General features: G+C 77.5%; 16 protein-coding genes. 9 read left to right on the top strand and 7 right to left on the bottom strand.

The annotated features are described in order from the left end of the window. Positions 1 to 736, top strand: a 736-nt coding sequence (locus VER05_RS10345; RefSeq protein ID WP_324845271.1) for a phosphoribosylformylglycinamidine cyclo-ligase, incomplete at its 5' end; no start/stop codon positions are given. Positions 737 to 1,068: 332 nt separating this feature from the next. Here the strand turns inward: VER05_RS10345 and VER05_RS10340 are convergent. Further along, on the bottom strand, positions 1,069 to 1,260 hold the full coding sequence (locus VER05_RS10340; RefSeq protein ID WP_147794565.1) for a DUF3073 domain-containing protein: 192 nt from the start codon (positions 1,258 to 1,260) through the stop codon (positions 1,069 to 1,071). A gap of 737 nt (positions 1,261 to 1,997) precedes the next feature. On the opposite strand from VER05_RS10340, the gene VER05_RS10335 reads away from it, so the two are divergent. Together VER05_RS10335 and VER05_RS10330 are read left to right on the top strand one after the other, a co-directional pair. Then, on the top strand, positions 1,998 to 2,207 hold the full coding sequence (locus tag VER05_RS10335; protein ID WP_166940683.1) for a BldC family transcriptional regulator: 210 nt from the start codon (positions 1,998 to 2,000) through the stop codon (positions 2,205 to 2,207). 265 nt (positions 2,208 to 2,472) lie between these two features. Beyond that, positions 2,473 to 3,075, top strand: coding sequence for a methylated-DNA--[protein]-cysteine S-methyltransferase (locus VER05_RS10330; protein WP_324845270.1), 603 nt, complete (start codon positions 2,473 to 2,475; stop codon positions 3,073 to 3,075). Positions 3,076 to 3,209: 134 nt separating this feature from the next. On the opposite strand, the gene VER05_RS10325 is transcribed toward VER05_RS10330, so the two are convergent. From VER05_RS10325 to VER05_RS10315, 3 genes are all read right to left on the bottom strand, one after another. Beyond that, positions 3,210 to 3,488: a DUF3618 domain-containing protein gene (locus tag VER05_RS10325; protein WP_324845269.1), complete on the bottom strand. Its 279-nt coding sequence runs from the start codon at positions 3,486 to 3,488 to the stop codon at positions 3,210 to 3,212. Next, positions 3,485 to 3,913 (bottom strand): phage holin family protein, encoded by a 429-nt coding sequence (locus VER05_RS10320; RefSeq protein ID WP_324845268.1) that lies wholly within the window; start codon positions 3,911 to 3,913, stop codon positions 3,485 to 3,487. The genes VER05_RS10325 and VER05_RS10320 overlap by 4 nt, the downstream gene beginning before the upstream one ends. A 105-nt stretch (positions 3,914 to 4,018) precedes the next feature. Further along, the gene (locus VER05_RS10315) at positions 4,019 to 4,447 is read right to left on the bottom strand and encodes a phage holin family protein (protein WP_324845267.1); all 429 of its coding nucleotides are present in this window, start codon (positions 4,445 to 4,447) and stop codon (positions 4,019 to 4,021) included. A 149-nt stretch (positions 4,448 to 4,596) separates the two neighbouring features. On the opposite strand from VER05_RS10315, the gene VER05_RS10310 reads away from it, so the two are divergent. From VER05_RS10310 to VER05_RS10295, 4 genes are all read left to right on the top strand, one after another. Further along, a complete protein-coding gene (locus VER05_RS10310; RefSeq protein WP_324845266.1) occupies positions 4,597 to 5,250 on the top strand; it encodes a response regulator transcription factor in 654 nt (217 codons plus the stop codon). Further along, the gene (locus tag VER05_RS10305; protein ID WP_324845265.1) at positions 5,247 to 5,789 is read left to right on the top strand and encodes a CrcB family protein; all 543 of its coding nucleotides are present in this window, start codon (positions 5,247 to 5,249) and stop codon (positions 5,787 to 5,789) included. Before VER05_RS10310 ends, VER05_RS10305 begins: the two co-directional genes overlap by 4 nt. Next, a complete protein-coding gene (gene crcB / locus VER05_RS10300) occupies positions 5,786 to 6,163 on the top strand; it encodes a fluoride efflux transporter CrcB (RefSeq protein WP_324845264.1) in 378 nt (125 codons plus the stop codon). Before VER05_RS10305 ends, crcB begins: the two co-directional genes overlap by 4 nt. Positions 6,164 to 6,273: 110 nt before the next feature. Next, a complete protein-coding gene (locus VER05_RS10295) occupies positions 6,274 to 8,523 on the top strand; it encodes a SpoIIE family protein phosphatase (RefSeq protein WP_324845263.1) in 2,250 nt (749 codons plus the stop codon). 49 nt (positions 8,524 to 8,572) lie between these two features. Here the strand turns inward: VER05_RS10295 and VER05_RS10290 are convergent, their stop codons facing one another. The 3 genes from VER05_RS10290 to VER05_RS10280 form a co-directional block, all read right to left on the bottom strand. After that, on the bottom strand, positions 8,573 to 9,193 hold the full coding sequence (locus tag VER05_RS10290) for an FMN reductase (protein WP_324845262.1): 621 nt from the start codon (positions 9,191 to 9,193) through the stop codon (positions 8,573 to 8,575). Between the two features lie 136 nt (positions 9,194 to 9,329). Further along, a complete protein-coding gene (locus tag VER05_RS10285) occupies positions 9,330 to 10,529 on the bottom strand; it encodes an LLM class flavin-dependent oxidoreductase (RefSeq protein WP_324845261.1) in 1,200 nt (399 codons plus the stop codon). Positions 10,530 to 10,650: 121 nt separating this feature from the next. Then, positions 10,651 to 11,982, bottom strand: a complete 1,332-nt coding sequence (locus tag VER05_RS10280) for an APC family permease (RefSeq protein WP_324845260.1) — start codon at positions 11,980 to 11,982, stop codon at positions 10,651 to 10,653. A gap of 530 nt (positions 11,983 to 12,512) precedes the next feature. Between VER05_RS10280 and VER05_RS10275 the strand changes: the two genes are divergently transcribed. Then, positions 12,513 to 14,444, top strand: coding sequence for a glycosyl hydrolase (locus VER05_RS10275; RefSeq protein WP_324845259.1), 1,932 nt, complete (start codon positions 12,513 to 12,515; stop codon positions 14,442 to 14,444). A gap of 109 nt (positions 14,445 to 14,553) precedes the next feature. Next, a complete protein-coding gene (locus VER05_RS10270; RefSeq protein WP_324845258.1) occupies positions 14,554 to 15,228 on the top strand; it encodes a metalloregulator ArsR/SmtB family transcription factor in 675 nt (224 codons plus the stop codon). The last annotated feature ends 9 nt before the right edge of the window (positions 15,229 to 15,237 follow it).

Genomic DNA, 15,237 nt, shown 5'->3' with positions numbered 1-15,237 from the left:
GGCGGCCTGCTCGGTCGCCGGCACCGCGCTGGTCGGCGGCGAGACCGCGGAGCACCCGGGCCTGCTCGGCCCCGACGAGTACGACGTCGCCGGCGCCGCGACCGGCGTGGTCGAGGCCGACGCGCTGCTCGGCCCCGAGCGGGTGCGGTCGGGCGACGTGCTGGTGGCGCTCGGGTCGAGCGGCCTGCACTCGAACGGCTACTCGCTGGTCCGCCGGGTCGTCGCGCACGCCGGCTGGTCGCTGGACCGGCACGTGCCGGAGCTCGGCCGCACGCTCGGCGAGGAGCTGCTGGAGCCGACCCGGGTGTACGCGTCCGACTGCCTCGCGCTGGTCGAGCGCGCCGGTGGCGCGGTGCACGCGTTCAGCCACGTGACCGGCGGCGGGCTCGCCGCGAACGTCGCGCGGGTGCTGCCCGCCGGCCTGGTCGCGGACGTGCCGCGCGGTTCCTGGACGCTGCCTCCGGTGTTCTCGCTGGTGCAGGCCGCCGGTGCCGTGCCGTGGACGGACCTGGAGCGCACGCTCAACCTGGGCGTCGGCATGGTCGCGATCGTCGACCCGGCCGGCGCGGACGCCGTCGAGCGGCACGCGGCGGAGCTCGGCCTGACGGCATGGCGGCTCGGCGAGGTGCGGGACCTGGCCGCGGCGGACGCCGAGGGCGGTCCGGACCTGGTCGCCGGGACGAAGGGCGTGCAGGGCGGCGCGGTGCGGCTCAGCGGCGCGTACCGCACGGCCTGAGGCCTCGGGCGTCGGCGCACGACCGGGGCCGGGACGCGCGCCGGCGGGCGGCGTGGCCCGTACCGGGGCGCGCGGGGACCGGGGCGCGCGGGCGCCCCGGGCGTGCGGGGATCGGGGCGCGCCGACGCGTCGGCTCGGGAGGGCGCGGCGGCGTCGGTGCGCGGGTGAGGTCGTCCCCGCGCGGTCGTGCTCACCGTGGGCAGCACACGAGCCGGGCCCGCCGGGCGACCGTCGGGGACGGTGCGCCGCGGGGGCCCGGCTGCTCGTGCTGGCGGCCGCTGCGTGTCAGCGGCGGGGCCGGTGCCACGCGAGGTGGCTGCCGACCCGGGTATTCAGCGCTCGTCCGCCCAGCGAGGGGGGTAGTCGTCACCCTCGTCGTCGGAGTCCTGTCGGCTGTCGGTGACGAGGTCGTTCCGGTGGCCGGTGAGCTCCTGCTCCAGCGCCCGGTAGTTGGTGTCAGGGCTGAAGTACTTCAGCTCCCGCGCCACCTTCGTCTGCTTAGCCTTCTGACGGCCGCGCCCCATGGCATCGACCCCCTCTAACGTGGAAGCGGGGCGGCTCCGTGCTCACACGTGCGGCCCCGGGATGCTGAATAGTCTGTTCGTGTCGCAACGGTACATGGTCCCGCGGCATTCCGACCACTCGCCCCGGAGGCGGCGGGTGGCCCGGGCGCGTCGTGGTGCCCGGAGGAGCGGGCGCGGCGGCCCGCGCCCGGCGGGTGCGACGTGCTCCGACGGCCCGGACCGTGCGGGGGCGCTGCGTGGGACGGAGGTCCGGGGCCGCGCCGGCGTCCGGAGTGTGATATTCGCCACTGGCGAACACGTCCACGCGTCGGGACGATGAGTCGAGCGGTGACCACGGCGACGCGGCCCGACGCGGCCCCGACTGGGACGAACGACCCGGTCGGAGCGGCGCGAGCCGTGGCGTTGACACCGGCGGTCACCCGGACGTGTGACACGGACGCGCTCCGGGACCGCCCGATCGGAGGACCGAGCCGGCGCGCAGTCATGTCGGCTTCGACCTAGAGTGTCCTCATAGTTACCGCTTGTCCCGGAATGGGACGTTGGTACCAGTTGTCCAGAGTTCGCACGTGACACCGTGGTCACGGTGGGGGCGCAAGGGGGGTCGAGCGCGATGACGTCACCGATGCCGAGCCAGCCCGGCTCCGTCCGGGCAGCGGTACCGATGGCCATGTTCCTGTCTGCCATGACGACGGGTCACCCGACCGGTCGTCGCCACGAGGGCACCCCGGAGGTCTGACGTGACTGCCCCCCACACCGAGAACGAGATCCTGCTGACGCCGTCGGAGGTCGCGACCCTGTTCCGGGTCGACCCCAAGACGGTCACCCGCTGGGCGAAGTCCGGCAAGCTGTCGTCGATCCGCACGCTCGGCGGCCACCGCCGGTACCGCGAGACCGAGGTCCGGGAGCTGCTCGGCGGCGTCCCGGGGCAGCGCGGCGACGACGTCTGAGCCGGACGTCGTGCACCGCCGCCCCCGCGGCGGCGGTGCCCCCGGGCTGAGGGCTGCCCGCGCGGTCTGACGATCGCTGGGGGTCCGGTGCGCGGCCGCGGTTCGGCACGCGCCTGCCGGGTCGGCCGCACCTCGCAGTTCGACGGACGCGTAACGGTTCGGCGTGCCGGCCGCCCGCCGCTCCCGCCCTCGCCGTGGCGCGTGCCCGCGTCGCCGTGTCCGACGACCGCCAGCCGGGCCCGCCCCGGGGGCGCAGGATGGTGCCATGACCGAGACCACCACGACCCTCGCCGGCACGGACGCCCCCGCGGCGCTGGATCCCTCCGTGCCGCTGGACCTCGCCGCGCCGCTGCTCGCCGCCGTGCTGCCGTCCCCCGCGGGCGGGCTCGCGGTGCTGCTCACCGAGGACGGCGTCGTGCGCGCCGCGGGCTTCGGCCCGCTGGACGCGATGGCCGCGCGGCTGCCGCTCGCCCTGGCCGCGCGCGGCCACGAGGTGCTGGAGCCCGCGGCGCTCGCCGACCGCGGCGCCGGGCCGGCGCTCGTCGCGGACGCCGCCGCCCGCTACCTCGACGGCGAGGTGGGGGCGATGGACGCCGTGCCGGTCGCACAGCCGGGCGGGCCGTTCCAGCAGCGGGCGTGGGCCGCCATGCGCGCGATCGCTCCCGGGTCCACCGCCACCTACGCCGAGCTCGCCGCGGCGGCCGGGAGCCCCACCGCCGTGCGGGCGGCCGGGTCGGCGTGCGCGCGCAACCTGGTCGTGCCGTTCGTGCCCTGCCACCGCGTGCTGCGCAGCGGAGGGACGCTCGGCGGCTACTACTACGGGCTGGACACGAAGCGGGTGCTCCTCGCGCACGAGGCGCGCGGCTGACGAGTCGGTCCCGCGCCCCGCGCCCCGCGGACGCCGCGACGCCAGGCGGGCGCGCCTCGTCCCGGGGGACGCCCCCCGCACCCCACGGGGCGTCCGTCCGTGGCGCGGGCCGCGCGGCCCGCGCCACGGAGGGGTCAGCGCCGGACCGCGAGCACCGCCACGAGCGCCAGCGCGCCCACGGCGCCGGCGAGGATCCCGCGCGCGCGGTTCTTGTTGGCCGGGTCGGCGGCCGGGTCCGTGCCCACCGCGTCGCGCCAGAGCTTCTCCGCCGCGGCCCGGGCGTCCGCGACCTGCCGCTTCGGGCTGAGCCGCTCGGCGAGGGCGTCGGCGGTGCCGGCCAGCTCCGCGCGGGTCAGCGCGACCTCCGCCTCGAGCGCGGTGATGGTGGGCTTGGGCGTGGGGGAGTCGCTCATCGGCTCAGGCCCTCCTTGACGGACTTCTGCACGGTCTCGGCGTCCTGCTTGAGCCCCGCGACGGCCTTCTCCGGCGTCGGCGGGGTGCCCTTCTGCAGGCTCTTCACGCCGACCAGCGCGAGCACGCCGGTGATGATCGCGAGGGCGACCAGGACGATCAGCGCGGCGAGCCAGGGCGCCAGGCCCTCGCTGATCGCGAGGATGATCGTGGTGATCAGCACCGCGAACGTGAAGAACCCGAAGAACGCGGCGCCGGCGAGCAGGCCGATCCCGATCCCCGCGGCCTTGGCCTTCTGCGCGAGCTCGGCCTTGGCCAGGTCGATCTCCGCGCGCACCAGCCGGGCGGCCTGCTCGCTGAGCCGGCTGATGAGCTGGCCGATCGACTGCTGGTCCGGGCCGGACCCGCTGCCCGATGTCGTCGTCATCCGGTGCTCCTTCGTGGACGGGAGGCGTTCCGCCCCAGTCTGGCCCGTCCGCGTGGTCTGCGCAGGTGGGACGGGCCGGGCGTGCCTCGCGCGGTGTCGTGCGGGTCAGTCGGCCCAGGGGTGGACGAGGTCGGGTTCGCGCGCCGGGCCCGCCGGCGGCGGCGTCGCGCGCACCCGCTCCGGGAGCCGGCTGCGGGCCCACGCCGCGACGCCCGCGGCGGCGCCGATCAGCACGACGCCGACGACGAGGGCGGCCAGCCAGAGCTCGACGACGTGCGCGAGCCCGACGACCGCCGCCGTCACCAGCAGCGCCAGCCCGAACACGGTGAGCAGCAGGGCGGCGGCGAACCCGATCGCGCTCGGCCGGACCTCGACCGCGCGGGCCCGGACCGAGCGGGTGACCGCGTCGATCTCCGCCTGCACGGACCGCCGCACCCGGTCCTCGACCTGCTCGATGCGCTCGCGGGTGCGTTCGGCCAGCGGCTCCGCCAGCCGGCCGAACAGGCCCCGTCGCGGCTCCTCGGCGTCGGTCACGGTGCCCTCCTCGTCACGACCCCGGCCGTGCCCGCGTCGTCGCGGCGGCCGGCGGTGCTCCCTGGTTCGCCCGGTCCCTCCACCCTAGTCACCGCGGCGGATCGCGCCCGGCGCCCACCGCGGCGCGCCGCCGGGCGTACGGTGCCCCCGTGGTCGGGCGCGTCGTGCGGGTGGCCCTCGTCGTGGACGAGGCGCTGCCGCGCGCCGCCCTGGCGCAGGGCCTGGAGACCGACCCCCGGGTGTCGGTGGTGCACCGGCTGGCGGGCCGGCGGGAGGCGCTGGACCGCGTGGAGCCGCGCACGGTCGACGTGCTCGTGGTGGAGGACGCGCTCGACGACGGGACCGGGGTCGAGCTCGGCCTGCGGCTCCAGGAGCGCGACCCCGACCTGGCGGTGCTGCTGCTGTCGGGGCGGGACGCGTCCGACGTGGTGCTCGCGCTGCGGGACCGGGTGCCGCGGCCGTGGAGCCACGTCTCCCGGCGGGCCTGCCCCGACCCGGGCGCGCTGGCCCGCGCGGTGGTCGCGGCGGCCGACGGCCAGGCCGTGCTCGGCCCCGGGGAGGCGCCGGCCCGCGCGCCGGGGGTCGCCGGGCTGACCCGGGCGCAGACCGCGGTGCTCGCGCTCGTGGCGCAGGGCCTGTCCAACCGGGCGGTGGCCCGCGCGCTCGGGCTGTCGCCGCGGTCGGTGGAGAACCACCTGGCGGTGGTCTACCGGGCGCTGGGCGCCGCCGGACCGGACGTGAGCCCCCGGGTGCTGGCGGCGCTGGCGTACCGCACGGGCGGCCCGCCGCGTGCGGCAGGATGAGCGGCGGCCCGCACCCCGCACCCGCCGCCCCGGAGGCCCCCACGAGCACGCCCCGCGCCCCCCTGCCCGCCCCGCGCCCGGCGCACCACCGCGCGGGGCTCGCCCTGCTGGTCGCGGCGGGCGGCGCGGTGGGCTCGCTCGGCCGGTACGGGCTCGCGCAGGCGCTGCCGCCGCAGCACGGCTGGCCGCTCGGCACGCTGACCGCCAACCTCACCGGCGCGTTCCTGCTGGGCGTGCTGCTCGAGGTCCTCGGCCGGCGCGGCCCGGAGACCCCGGGCGTCCAGCGGGTCCGGCTCGCGCTCGGCACGGGCGTGCTCGGCGGGTACACGACGTTCAGCTCGCTGGCCCTGGAGACCGAGCGGCTGCTCGCGGCGGGGGAGGCCGGGACCGCGCTCGGCTACGCCGGGGTGTCGCTGGTCGCGGGCGTGCTGTGCGCGGCGGGCGGCGTGGCGCTGGTGTCGGCGGCGGGCGGCCGCGGCGGGCGGGGCGCGCGCGGCGGCGCCCCCGGCGGCGCACCCGGACCCGGGGGTGCCCGGTGACCGACGCGCTGCTGGTCGCGGTCCTGGGCGGCCTCGGCGCCGCCACCCGGTTCTGGGTGGACGGCACCATCCGGGCGCGCGGGCGCACGGTGCTGCCCGTCGCCACGATCGCGATCAACGTCACCGGCTCGCTGCTCATCGGGCTGGTCGCCGGCGCGCACCTGTACCTGGGCCTCCCGGCGACCTGGCAGCTGCTGGTCGCGACCGGGTTCTGCGGCGGGTTCACCACGTTCTCCGCCGCCGCGGTCGAGACCGTCCGGCTCGCGCAGGCCGGCGAGCGCGGCCGGGCGCTGGCGAACCTGCTCGGGACGACGGTGCTCGCGGTGGCGGCCGCGGCCGCCGGCCTGGGTCTCACCGCCCTGTGGGCCACCTGACCCACTTGCCACGGGTCGTCCCGGTTTGCGAGGGTCGCTGGGGACCGCGTCGCCGCGCGTGGACCGCTCGGCCCACCCGGTCGGGTCCTCCGACCGGAAGGACACCGCGTTTGAGCGAGACCTTCGTGGCGCCCGGTGAGCCGATCGACCTCGACAACTGCGCGCGCGAGCCCATCCACATCCCGGGCTCGGTGCAGCCGCGCGGGGTCCTCCTCGTCGTCCAGGACGACGGCGGCGTCGTCCTGCAGGCCTCGGAGAACGTCGCGACGGTCCTCGGCCGGCCGGTCGACGCGGTGCTCGGCGCGCCGCTCGGCGACGTGCTCGGCGTCCCGGCGGCCCGCGTGGTGCTCGAGCAGCTCGCCGCCGTGCCGGACCACCGCACCCGGAACCCGGGCCTGGTCGAGATCGCGACGGCCGACGGCACGGTCCAGCTCGACGTCGTCGTGCACCGCCCGCCGCCCGCGACGCTCGCCGACCCGGGCCCGGTGTTCGTGGTCGAGCTCGAGCCCGCCGACGGCCCGCGGCCGCTGACCTACGGCACCACCTACGAGAGCGTCCGCGACGCGATCGCCGACCTGAACCGCGCCGGCGAGCTCACCGAGCTCTACGACATCGCGGCCCGGCACGTGCGCCGGCTGACCGGCTTCGACCGCGTGATGATCTACCGGTTCGACGCCGAGTACAACGGCGAGGTCGTCGCCGAGGCGAAGCGCCGGGACCTGGAGCCGTTCCTCGGGCTGCACTACCCGGCCTCGGACATCCCGGCGCAGGCGCGCGCGATGTACGAGAAGAGCTGGATCCGGCTCATCTCCGACGTCGCGTACACGCCGGTGCCGGTCGTACCCACCGTCGACCCGCTCTCCGGCCGGCCGCTGGACCTCACCTACGCGACGCTCCGCTCCGTGTCGCCGGTGCACTGCGAGTACCTGCGGAACATGGGCGTCCGCGCCTCGATGTCCATCTCGCTGCTCCGCGACGGGAAGCTCTGGGGCATGGTGGCGTGCCACCACTACTCCGGGCCGCACGCACCGTCGTACGGCGTGCGCGCGGCGGCCGAGTTCCTGGGCGTCGCGCTGTCCGCCCGCCTGGTCGCCCAGGTCGAGGAGGACGCGCTCGCGGAGAGCCGCCGCGCGTCCGGCGTCCTGGCCCGCCTCGTGGCGGCGAGCCGCGACGAGGAGGTGCGGCTGGCCCAGGCCCTGACCCGCACCGACGACCTGCTGACGCTCGTGCCGGCCGACGGCGTGGTGGTGAGCGTCGGCACCGACGTGCTCACCCGGGGCGAGGTCCCGGACCTCGGGTCGTGCCGGGCGCTCGCGGCGTGGGCGTCGTCGGTGGACGAGCTGCTCGCGACCGACCGCCTGCCGGAGGAGACCGGCGCGCCCGGCGTGCCCGGGATCGCCGGGGCCGTCGCGCTGGCCCTGCCCGACGGCGGGACCGTCGTCTGGCTGCGCGGCGAGGTGGTGCGCACCGTCGACTGGGGCGGGGACCCGCACCACAAGGTGATCGCCGTGCCGGAGGGCGACGGCGTGCGGCTGGGCCCGCGGCAGTCGTTCGACCTGTGGCGCGAGCAGGTCCGCGGCCGCGCGCTGCCGTGGGACGACCAGCACGTGCAGAACGCGGCCGACCTGCGGACCTACCTGGTCGAGGCGCTGTTCCGCCGGGGCCGGGCCGAGGTGAACGCCGCGCGCGCCATCCAGCGGACGCTGCTGCCCACGTCGCTGCCGCTCGTGCCGGGCTGGTCGGTGGACGCGCGGTACGAGCCCGCCGGCACCGGCCAGGTCGGCGGCGACTGGTACGACGTGCTGCGGCTGGCGGACGGGCGGCTCGCGCTCACGATCGGCGACGTCACGGGCCACGGCCTGGCGACCGCCGCGGCGATGGGCCAGCTCCGCAACGCCACCCGCGCCTACCTGCTGGACGCCGCCCCGCCCGGGGTCGTGCTGTCCCGGGTCGCGGCGCTCGCGCGGTGGACCCTGCCGGGGCAGATGGCGACCATGGCCGTCGCACTGCTCGACCCGGCGACGGGCGAGGTGGACTACGCGGGTGCCGGCCACCTGCCGCCGCTCGTCGTGCGCGCGGACGGCACGGCGGCGTGGGAGCCGGTGCTCGGCTCGCCGCTCATCGGGCTGCTGACGGGGGAGCCCGCCGCGGGCCGGACGACGCTCGGGCCCGGCGACGCGCTGCTGCTGTTCACCGACGGGGTGATCGAGCGGCGGCGGGAGTCGCTGCGCGACGCGCTCGCCCGGACGGTCGAGGCGGTCGGGCGACCGGCGCCGGGGGACCTGGACGCGCTGGTGGCGCGGCTGCGGGACCCGGCGTCGGACGACGACGCGACCGTGGTGCTGCTGGCCCGCGACTGACGCGCGGGACGCCGACCGCGGGCCGGCCAGCCGCGCGGCCGGCCCGCGGTCAGCCGCCGAGCAGGTCGGCGAAGGACGGGGCGGTCGCGAACGGGTCCTGCGGGCCGCGCGGCCCGCGGGCGGCGACCGTGGTGGCGAGCTCGGCGCCGGCGCGGCGGATGCGCGCGGGCAGCGGGCTCGGCTCGTCGGCGGTGGCGCCCGCGGCCCAGTCGTCGGTCGCGGCGAACACGGAGGTCGTCGCGACGTCGGCCCGCAGGTAGGTGAACAGCGGGCGGATCGAGTACTCGAGCGCGAGCGAGTGCCGGGCGGTGCCGCCGGTCGCCCCGAGCAGCACGGGCAGCCCGACCAGCGAGTCCTTGTCCAGGATGTCGACGAACGACTTGAACAGGCCCGAGTAGGTCGTGGTGAACAGCGGGGTCACCGCGATCAGCGCGTCCGCGCCGGTCACCGCCTCGATCACCTCGGCCAGCGCCGGGCTGGGCACGCCGGTCAGCATCGCGTTCACGATGTCGTGCGCGTGGTCGCGCAGCTCCACGACGCGGACCTCCGGGCGCTGCCCGCGGTCGGCGAGCTCGGTCGCGGTCGCCTCGGCGAGGCGGTCGGCGAGTAGACGGGTCGAGGACGGCTGGCCGAGGCCGGCCGACAGCGCGACGATCGAGCGCTGGGTCATGGCGTGCTCCTTCGGGGTCCTGCGGGGGTGGTGCGCGGGGTGCTGCGGGTCGTGCGGGGTGCCGGGTGGGCGGTCGTGCCGGACGCGCCCACGGCGTGTCGGTCAGAACCGTCCACCCGGCGGGGGTGTTCCCGGCTCAGAGGCCGAACGCGGCGCCCTGGCGGGCGGTGACCGCGTCGGCGGCCGCGGCGTCGTCCTCGGCCGTCCGCCCGGTCCAGTGGTCCGCGGCGGCGACGGTCTGCTCGTGCACCTGGCCGGCGGCGCGGGCCTTCGCCACGCGCTCGGCGTGCGTCGGCGGGCCGGACGGGACGTCGGCGGGGCGGTCGGACTCCATCTCCTTGCGGAGCACCGGGACGACCTCGCCGCCCAGGATGTCGAGCTGCTCGAACACCGTCTTGAGCGGCAGGCCCGCGTGGTCGATGAGGAACAGCTGGCGCTGGTAATGGCCGACGTCGTGCCGCATCGCGGCGTACCGGTCGATGACCTGCTGCGGAGAGCCGACGGTCAGCGGCGTCTGCGCGGCGAAGTCCTCCAGCGACGGGCCGTGGCCGTAGACCGGGGCGTTGTCGAAGTACGGCCGGAACTCGGTCACGGCGTCCTGCGAGTTCTTCCGCATGAACACCTGGCCGCCGAGGCCGACGATCGCCTGGTCCGCCCGGCCGTGGCCGTAGTGCTCGAACCGCTGCCGGTAGAACTGCACCATCTGCTTGGTGTGGCTCATCGGCCAGAAGATGTTGTTGTGGAAGAAGCCGTCGCCGTAGTAGGCGGCCTGCTCCGCGATCTCGGGGCTGCGGATCGAGCCGTGCCACACGAACGGCGGGACGCCGTCCAGCGGCCGCGGGGTCGAGGTGAAGCCCTGCAGCGGGGTGCGGAACTTGCCCTCCCAGTCGACGACCTCCTCGGTCCAGAGGCGGCGCAGCAGGGCGTAGTTCTCGATCGCCAGCGGGATGCCCTGGCGGATGTCCTGGCCGAACCACGGGTAGACCGGGCCGGTGTTGCCGCGGCCCATCATGAGGTCCATCCGGCCGTCGGAGATGACCTGGAGCATCGCGTACTCCTCGGCCAGCCGGACCGGGTCGTTCGTCGTGATGAGGGTCGTGGCGGTCGACAGCACGATGTTCTTCGTCCGCCCGGCCAGGTAGCCGAGCATCGTGGTCGGGGACGACGCGACGAACGGCGGGTTGTGGTGCTCGCCGGTCGCGAAGACGTCGAGGCCGACCTCCTCCGCGTGCTCGGCGATCGCCAGGATCGACCGGACGCGCTCGGTGTCGTCGGGCGCGCGGCCCGTGTGGGGGTCAGGCGTGATGTCGCTGACCGTGAAGACTCCGAACTGCATCTCGCGCTCCTCAAGTCGATGCGTTTGCATGTACTTGCGCCCCAACGAGGCCGCGCGCGGATCTATTCCGCGCCGCCGGGACCATCGTCCCGGACCCGGCGGCGCGGCGGCAGGGCGGGATTCAGCGGGCCGGCGCGCCCTCGACGGCCCGGCGGCTGGCCCGGCGCGTCACCAGGTGCAGCACCAGGCCGACGGCGAGCAGCACCCCGGCCAGCGCCCAGTGCCGCGCCTCCTGCTGGGTGAGCAGCACGACGCAGGTGACGATCGCCAGGACGGGCAGCGCGGTCCAGGCGCGGAAGTGGTCGTGCTCGACGCGGTCCCGGCGCAGCACCAGCACCGCGACGTTGGTGCTGAGGAACACGAACAGCAGGAGCAGGACGACGGTCGACGCCAGGTCCACCAGCTCGCCGGTCGCGGCCAGCACGATCGCGACGGCGGTGGTCACGAGGATCGCGACCCACGGGGTGCGGCGGCCCGGCAGCACGCGCCCGAGCACCGGCGGCAGCAGGCCCTCCTGCGCCATCCCGTAGGTGAGCCGGCTGGCCATGATCATCGTGAGCAGGGCGCCGTTCGCGACGGCGACGAGCGCCACGGCGGAGAAGATCTCCAGCGGGACGCCGCCGGCGGCCCGGACGACCTCGAGCAGCGGGCCGCTCGACGCGGCGAGGTCCTCGGGCGCGACGACTGCCGGGGCGACGAGCCCGACCAGCAGGTAGACGACGCCCGCGGCGAGCAGGGCGCCGAACAGCGCGCGCGGGTAGACGCGGCGGACGTCGGTGACCTCCTCGGCCAGGTTTGCGGACGTCTCGAAGCCGACGAACGAGTAGAACGCGATCAGCGCACCGCCGAGGATCGCCGCGGCCCAGGACGTCTCGGCGGGCAGCTCCAGCACGCGGGCGGGGTCGCCGTCGCCGCGGCCGAGGACGACCGCACCGAGGATCACGACCAGCACCAGGCCGGACAGCTCGATCGCCGTCATGACGACGTTGGCGCGCAGCGACTCCTTGATCCCGCGCATGTTCAGCGCCGCCACCAGCGCCAGGAACACGACCGCGGTGAGCACCGGCGGGACGTCGAGGAACACCGACAGGTAGTCGCCGCCGAACGCCAGGGCCAGGCCGGCCGCCGACGTGACGCCCGCCGCCAGCATGCAGAAGCCGACCAGGAACGAGACCAGCGGGCTGCCGAAGGCGCGCTGCGCGAACACCGCCGACCCGCCGGCCTTCGGGTACTTGGTGACCAGCTCCGCGTAGGACGCCGCCGTGAGCAGGGCCATGCCCAGCGCGACCAGCAGCGGCAGCCAGATGGCGCCGCCGGCCTCGGCGCCGAGCTCGCCGACCAGCGCGTACACGCCCGCGCCGAGCACGTCGCCCAGGATGAACAGGAACAGCAGGGGCCCGGTCACGGCCCGGCGGAGGCCGGGGGACTTCTCGGTGGCGGTGTCGGTGGTCACCCGGCCGAGTATCGGCGCGGCGGCGCGGGCGCGCGCGGCGAGGGCGGGCGGGCGCGGCGAGCGGGGGCGGGCGCGGGGTGGCCCGGCGCCGAGGGGGTGGCCGACGCGCCGAGCGAGTACCCGGCGACTACCCCCTCGGCGCGTGGCGTACCCCCTCGCGTGCGGGAGCGAGCGAGCGCACCTGGGCCGCGACCGTGCGGTGTGAGCGGCTGCACACGCACGCGCGGAGCACTCAGTCGCCCGCGCGCGTTGTCGATGGTGGACGTGCGGGCCCGGCCCGCCGTCCCGCCCGGAGGACCGGGCGACGCCGCGTGACGAGACCGCGGCAGCAGGCGCCCGGGTCCCCGGGGGCCGACCGCACCGCCTGGCACGACCGCGCACCACCCCGCACCACCGCGCGCCGCGACCCGTCGCGGCAGTCCCGCACGGGCGACGCCGCCCGCGCGCCACCGGCCCGCCGCCGGCGCCGCCGGTCACCGCAGCACCGCACGACCGGGCGCCCGCGCGCGCCCGCACGCAGGGGGATCCGCATGTCCGCACCGACCCGCGCCCGCAGGGGCGCCGCGCTCGCCGCCACGCTGGCGGCCGCGCTCGCGCTCGCCGCCCCGGCCGCCGCCGCTCCGGCCGCCGCCGCCGCTCCGCCCGCGGCCGCCGCGCCCGCGCTCACCGTCGCCGCCACGACCACCACCGCCACGACCACCACCACCGCCACCGCCACCACCGCCACGACCACCACCACCGCCACCACCGCCACCACCGCCACCGGCTTCCGCCTCGGCGCGCACGTCGACCGCGGGCAGGCCGCCGACGCCGCCGCGGCGGTCGCCGGCTTCGAGGACGCCCTCGGCCGCCCGCTCGACGTGCACCGCTGGTACAGCCGGTGGGACGACGCCCAGCCCGCGGGCCCGGTGGCCGACTCGGTCGCGCGGGGGCGCACGCCGCTGCTGTCGATCTGGCCGAAGCGGCTCGACGGGTCGGTGGTGCCGTGGTCCGCGATCGCGGCGGGCCGGGTGGACGCCGACATCCGGCGGCAGGCCGCGGGCGTCGCCGCGCTCGGGGTGCCGGTGTACCTGACCCTGCACCACGAGGCCGACATCGCGGAGGGCTGGGGCACCCCGGCGGAGTTCCGCGCGGCGTGGCGGCGGTACGTGCAGGTGTTCCGCGAGGCCGGCGTGCGGGACGTGCGCTGGACCTGGGTCGTGACGCCCGGCAGCTTCGGCTCCGCGCCGTCGACGGCGGGCGCGGACGCGTTCTACCCCGGGGACGACGTCGTCGACCGGGTGGGCCTGGACGCCTACAACTGGTTCGGCTGCGCCCCGGGCAAGCCGGCCGCCTGGCGGTCGCTCGCGGAGGTCGCCGGGCCGTTCCGCCGGTGGGCCGAGGCGCGCGGGAAGGCCGCCGTCCTCGCCGAGTTCGGCACCGCCGCCGACCCCGCGGACCCGGGCCGCCGCGCCGCCTGGCTCACCGACGCGGTCGCGTACCTCGGCGCCTGGCCCGGGCTGGACGTCGCGTCGTCGTTCGAGGGCACCGGCACCTGCCCGTGGGCCGTGGCCGGGTCGGAGCCCGCCCGCTCCGCGTACGCCGCGGCCGTCGCCCGGCCCGCGGCGAACGCCGCGCCGACGGCAGACCTGCGGCCGTCCGCCCCGGTCGGCCCGGCCCCGCTCGCCGTCACGTTCGACCTCGCGCGCAGCACGGGCGGCGGGGCCGCGACGGGCGCCGGCGTGGTCCGCTGGGTACTGGACCTCGGCGACGGCACGACGCGCACCGGCACCGGGCAGCCCGGCGCGGTCGCGCACACCTACGCCGCCGGCACGGTGACGGCCCGGCTCACCGTCACGGACGCCGCGGGCCGCACCGCCTCGGCCGCCCGCACCCTCGTGGTCGCCGCGCCGCCCGTCGTCACCGCCGCCGAGCGGGGCGTGACCGGGACGTCCGCCGGGCTGCGCGCGTGGGTGGGCACCGCGGGGCTGGCGGGCACGGTCCGCCTGTCGTGGGGGCCGGACGGCGCCGCCGAGACCGGCCGGGTCGACCGGGCGCTCCCCGCCGCCACCGCCGCGCAGGAGGTGGCGCACGACCTCGCCGGCCTGGTGCCCGGTACCCGGTACCGGTGGACGGCGACGGCGACGACCGCGGCGGGCACGACGGTCCTGACCCGGACGTTCGACACCCCCGGCGCGCCGACGGTGCGCGCGCTCCCGGCGACGGAGGTCACCCGGACCGGCGCGACGGCGCAGCTGCGCGTGCACCCGCACGGGCTGGACACCACGGTGCGCGTGGAGTGGGGGACCGACTGGGCGTCCCGCACGGCGGAGGTCGCGTTCCCCGCCGCGACCTGGGAGCGCGCGGGAACGGCGGCGCTCACCGGGCTGGCTCCGGGCACGACCTACCGGTACCGGGTCGTCGCGACCAACGCGGCGGGCACGACGGTCGGTCCGGAGCAGGTGCTGACCACGGCCGGATGAACCGCGCGGCACCGCGCCTGGCGCGTTGCGCAACCGTACGGTTGTGGTCCGGGCCGCCGGCGTGGCACGCTACGGCGGCCGTCACCCACCCACCCGTCAGGAGGACCCCGTGGCCGACCCGCTGTCGCAGGTGTTCGCGGCGCTCGCCGACCCGCTGCGCCGCGACCTCGTGGCCCGGCTCGCGTCCGGCGACGCCACGGTCGGGGCGCTCGCGGCGCCGTACGACGTCTCGCCGCAGGCGGTGTCCAAGCACCTGCGGGTGCTCGAGGAGGCGGGGCTGGTCAGCCGGCGCCGGGAGGCGCAGCGCCGGCCGGCGCACCTGGAGACCGAGGTGCTCGACCTCATGACGATGTGGATCGAGCGCAACCGCCGGGAGGCCGAGTTCCGCTACCGGCGGCTCGACGACGTCCTGCTGGGCGAGGGCGCGGACCGACCCGCGGACGCGGGGCCCGGCGCGGCGACCGCCGCCTCGCCCCCGGCGACCGCCCGCCCCGCGGCGACCGCCCGCCCCGCGGCGACCGCCCGGCCCGTCCCCGCCGCCCCGCCGGCCGTGGTGGCCGCCGTCGTCGAGCCGGACCGCGACGCCGCGCCGGGTCCGCGGGTGCGCACCGAGCGGACGCTGCGGTTCCGGATGGACGGGGAGCGGGTGTTCCAGCCCTGGGACCTCGGCGCGCGCGTGATCGTGCCCGCCGACGACCCGGCCGACGACCCGGCCGAGGGCCCGGCCGACGACCCGGCGCTCGGGCGGGCGGGCCGCCCCGCGGACGGCACAGCCGGCGCCTGAGTCCGAACG

It is taken from the genome of Cellulomonas sp. (assembly GCF_035634735.1).
Taxonomy (GTDB): Bacteria; Actinomycetota; Actinomycetes; order Actinomycetales; family Cellulomonadaceae; genus Cellulomonas.
The sequence above is the reverse complement of the archived record's forward strand: the minus strand, read 5'-3'. Positions and strand labels throughout refer to the sequence as shown.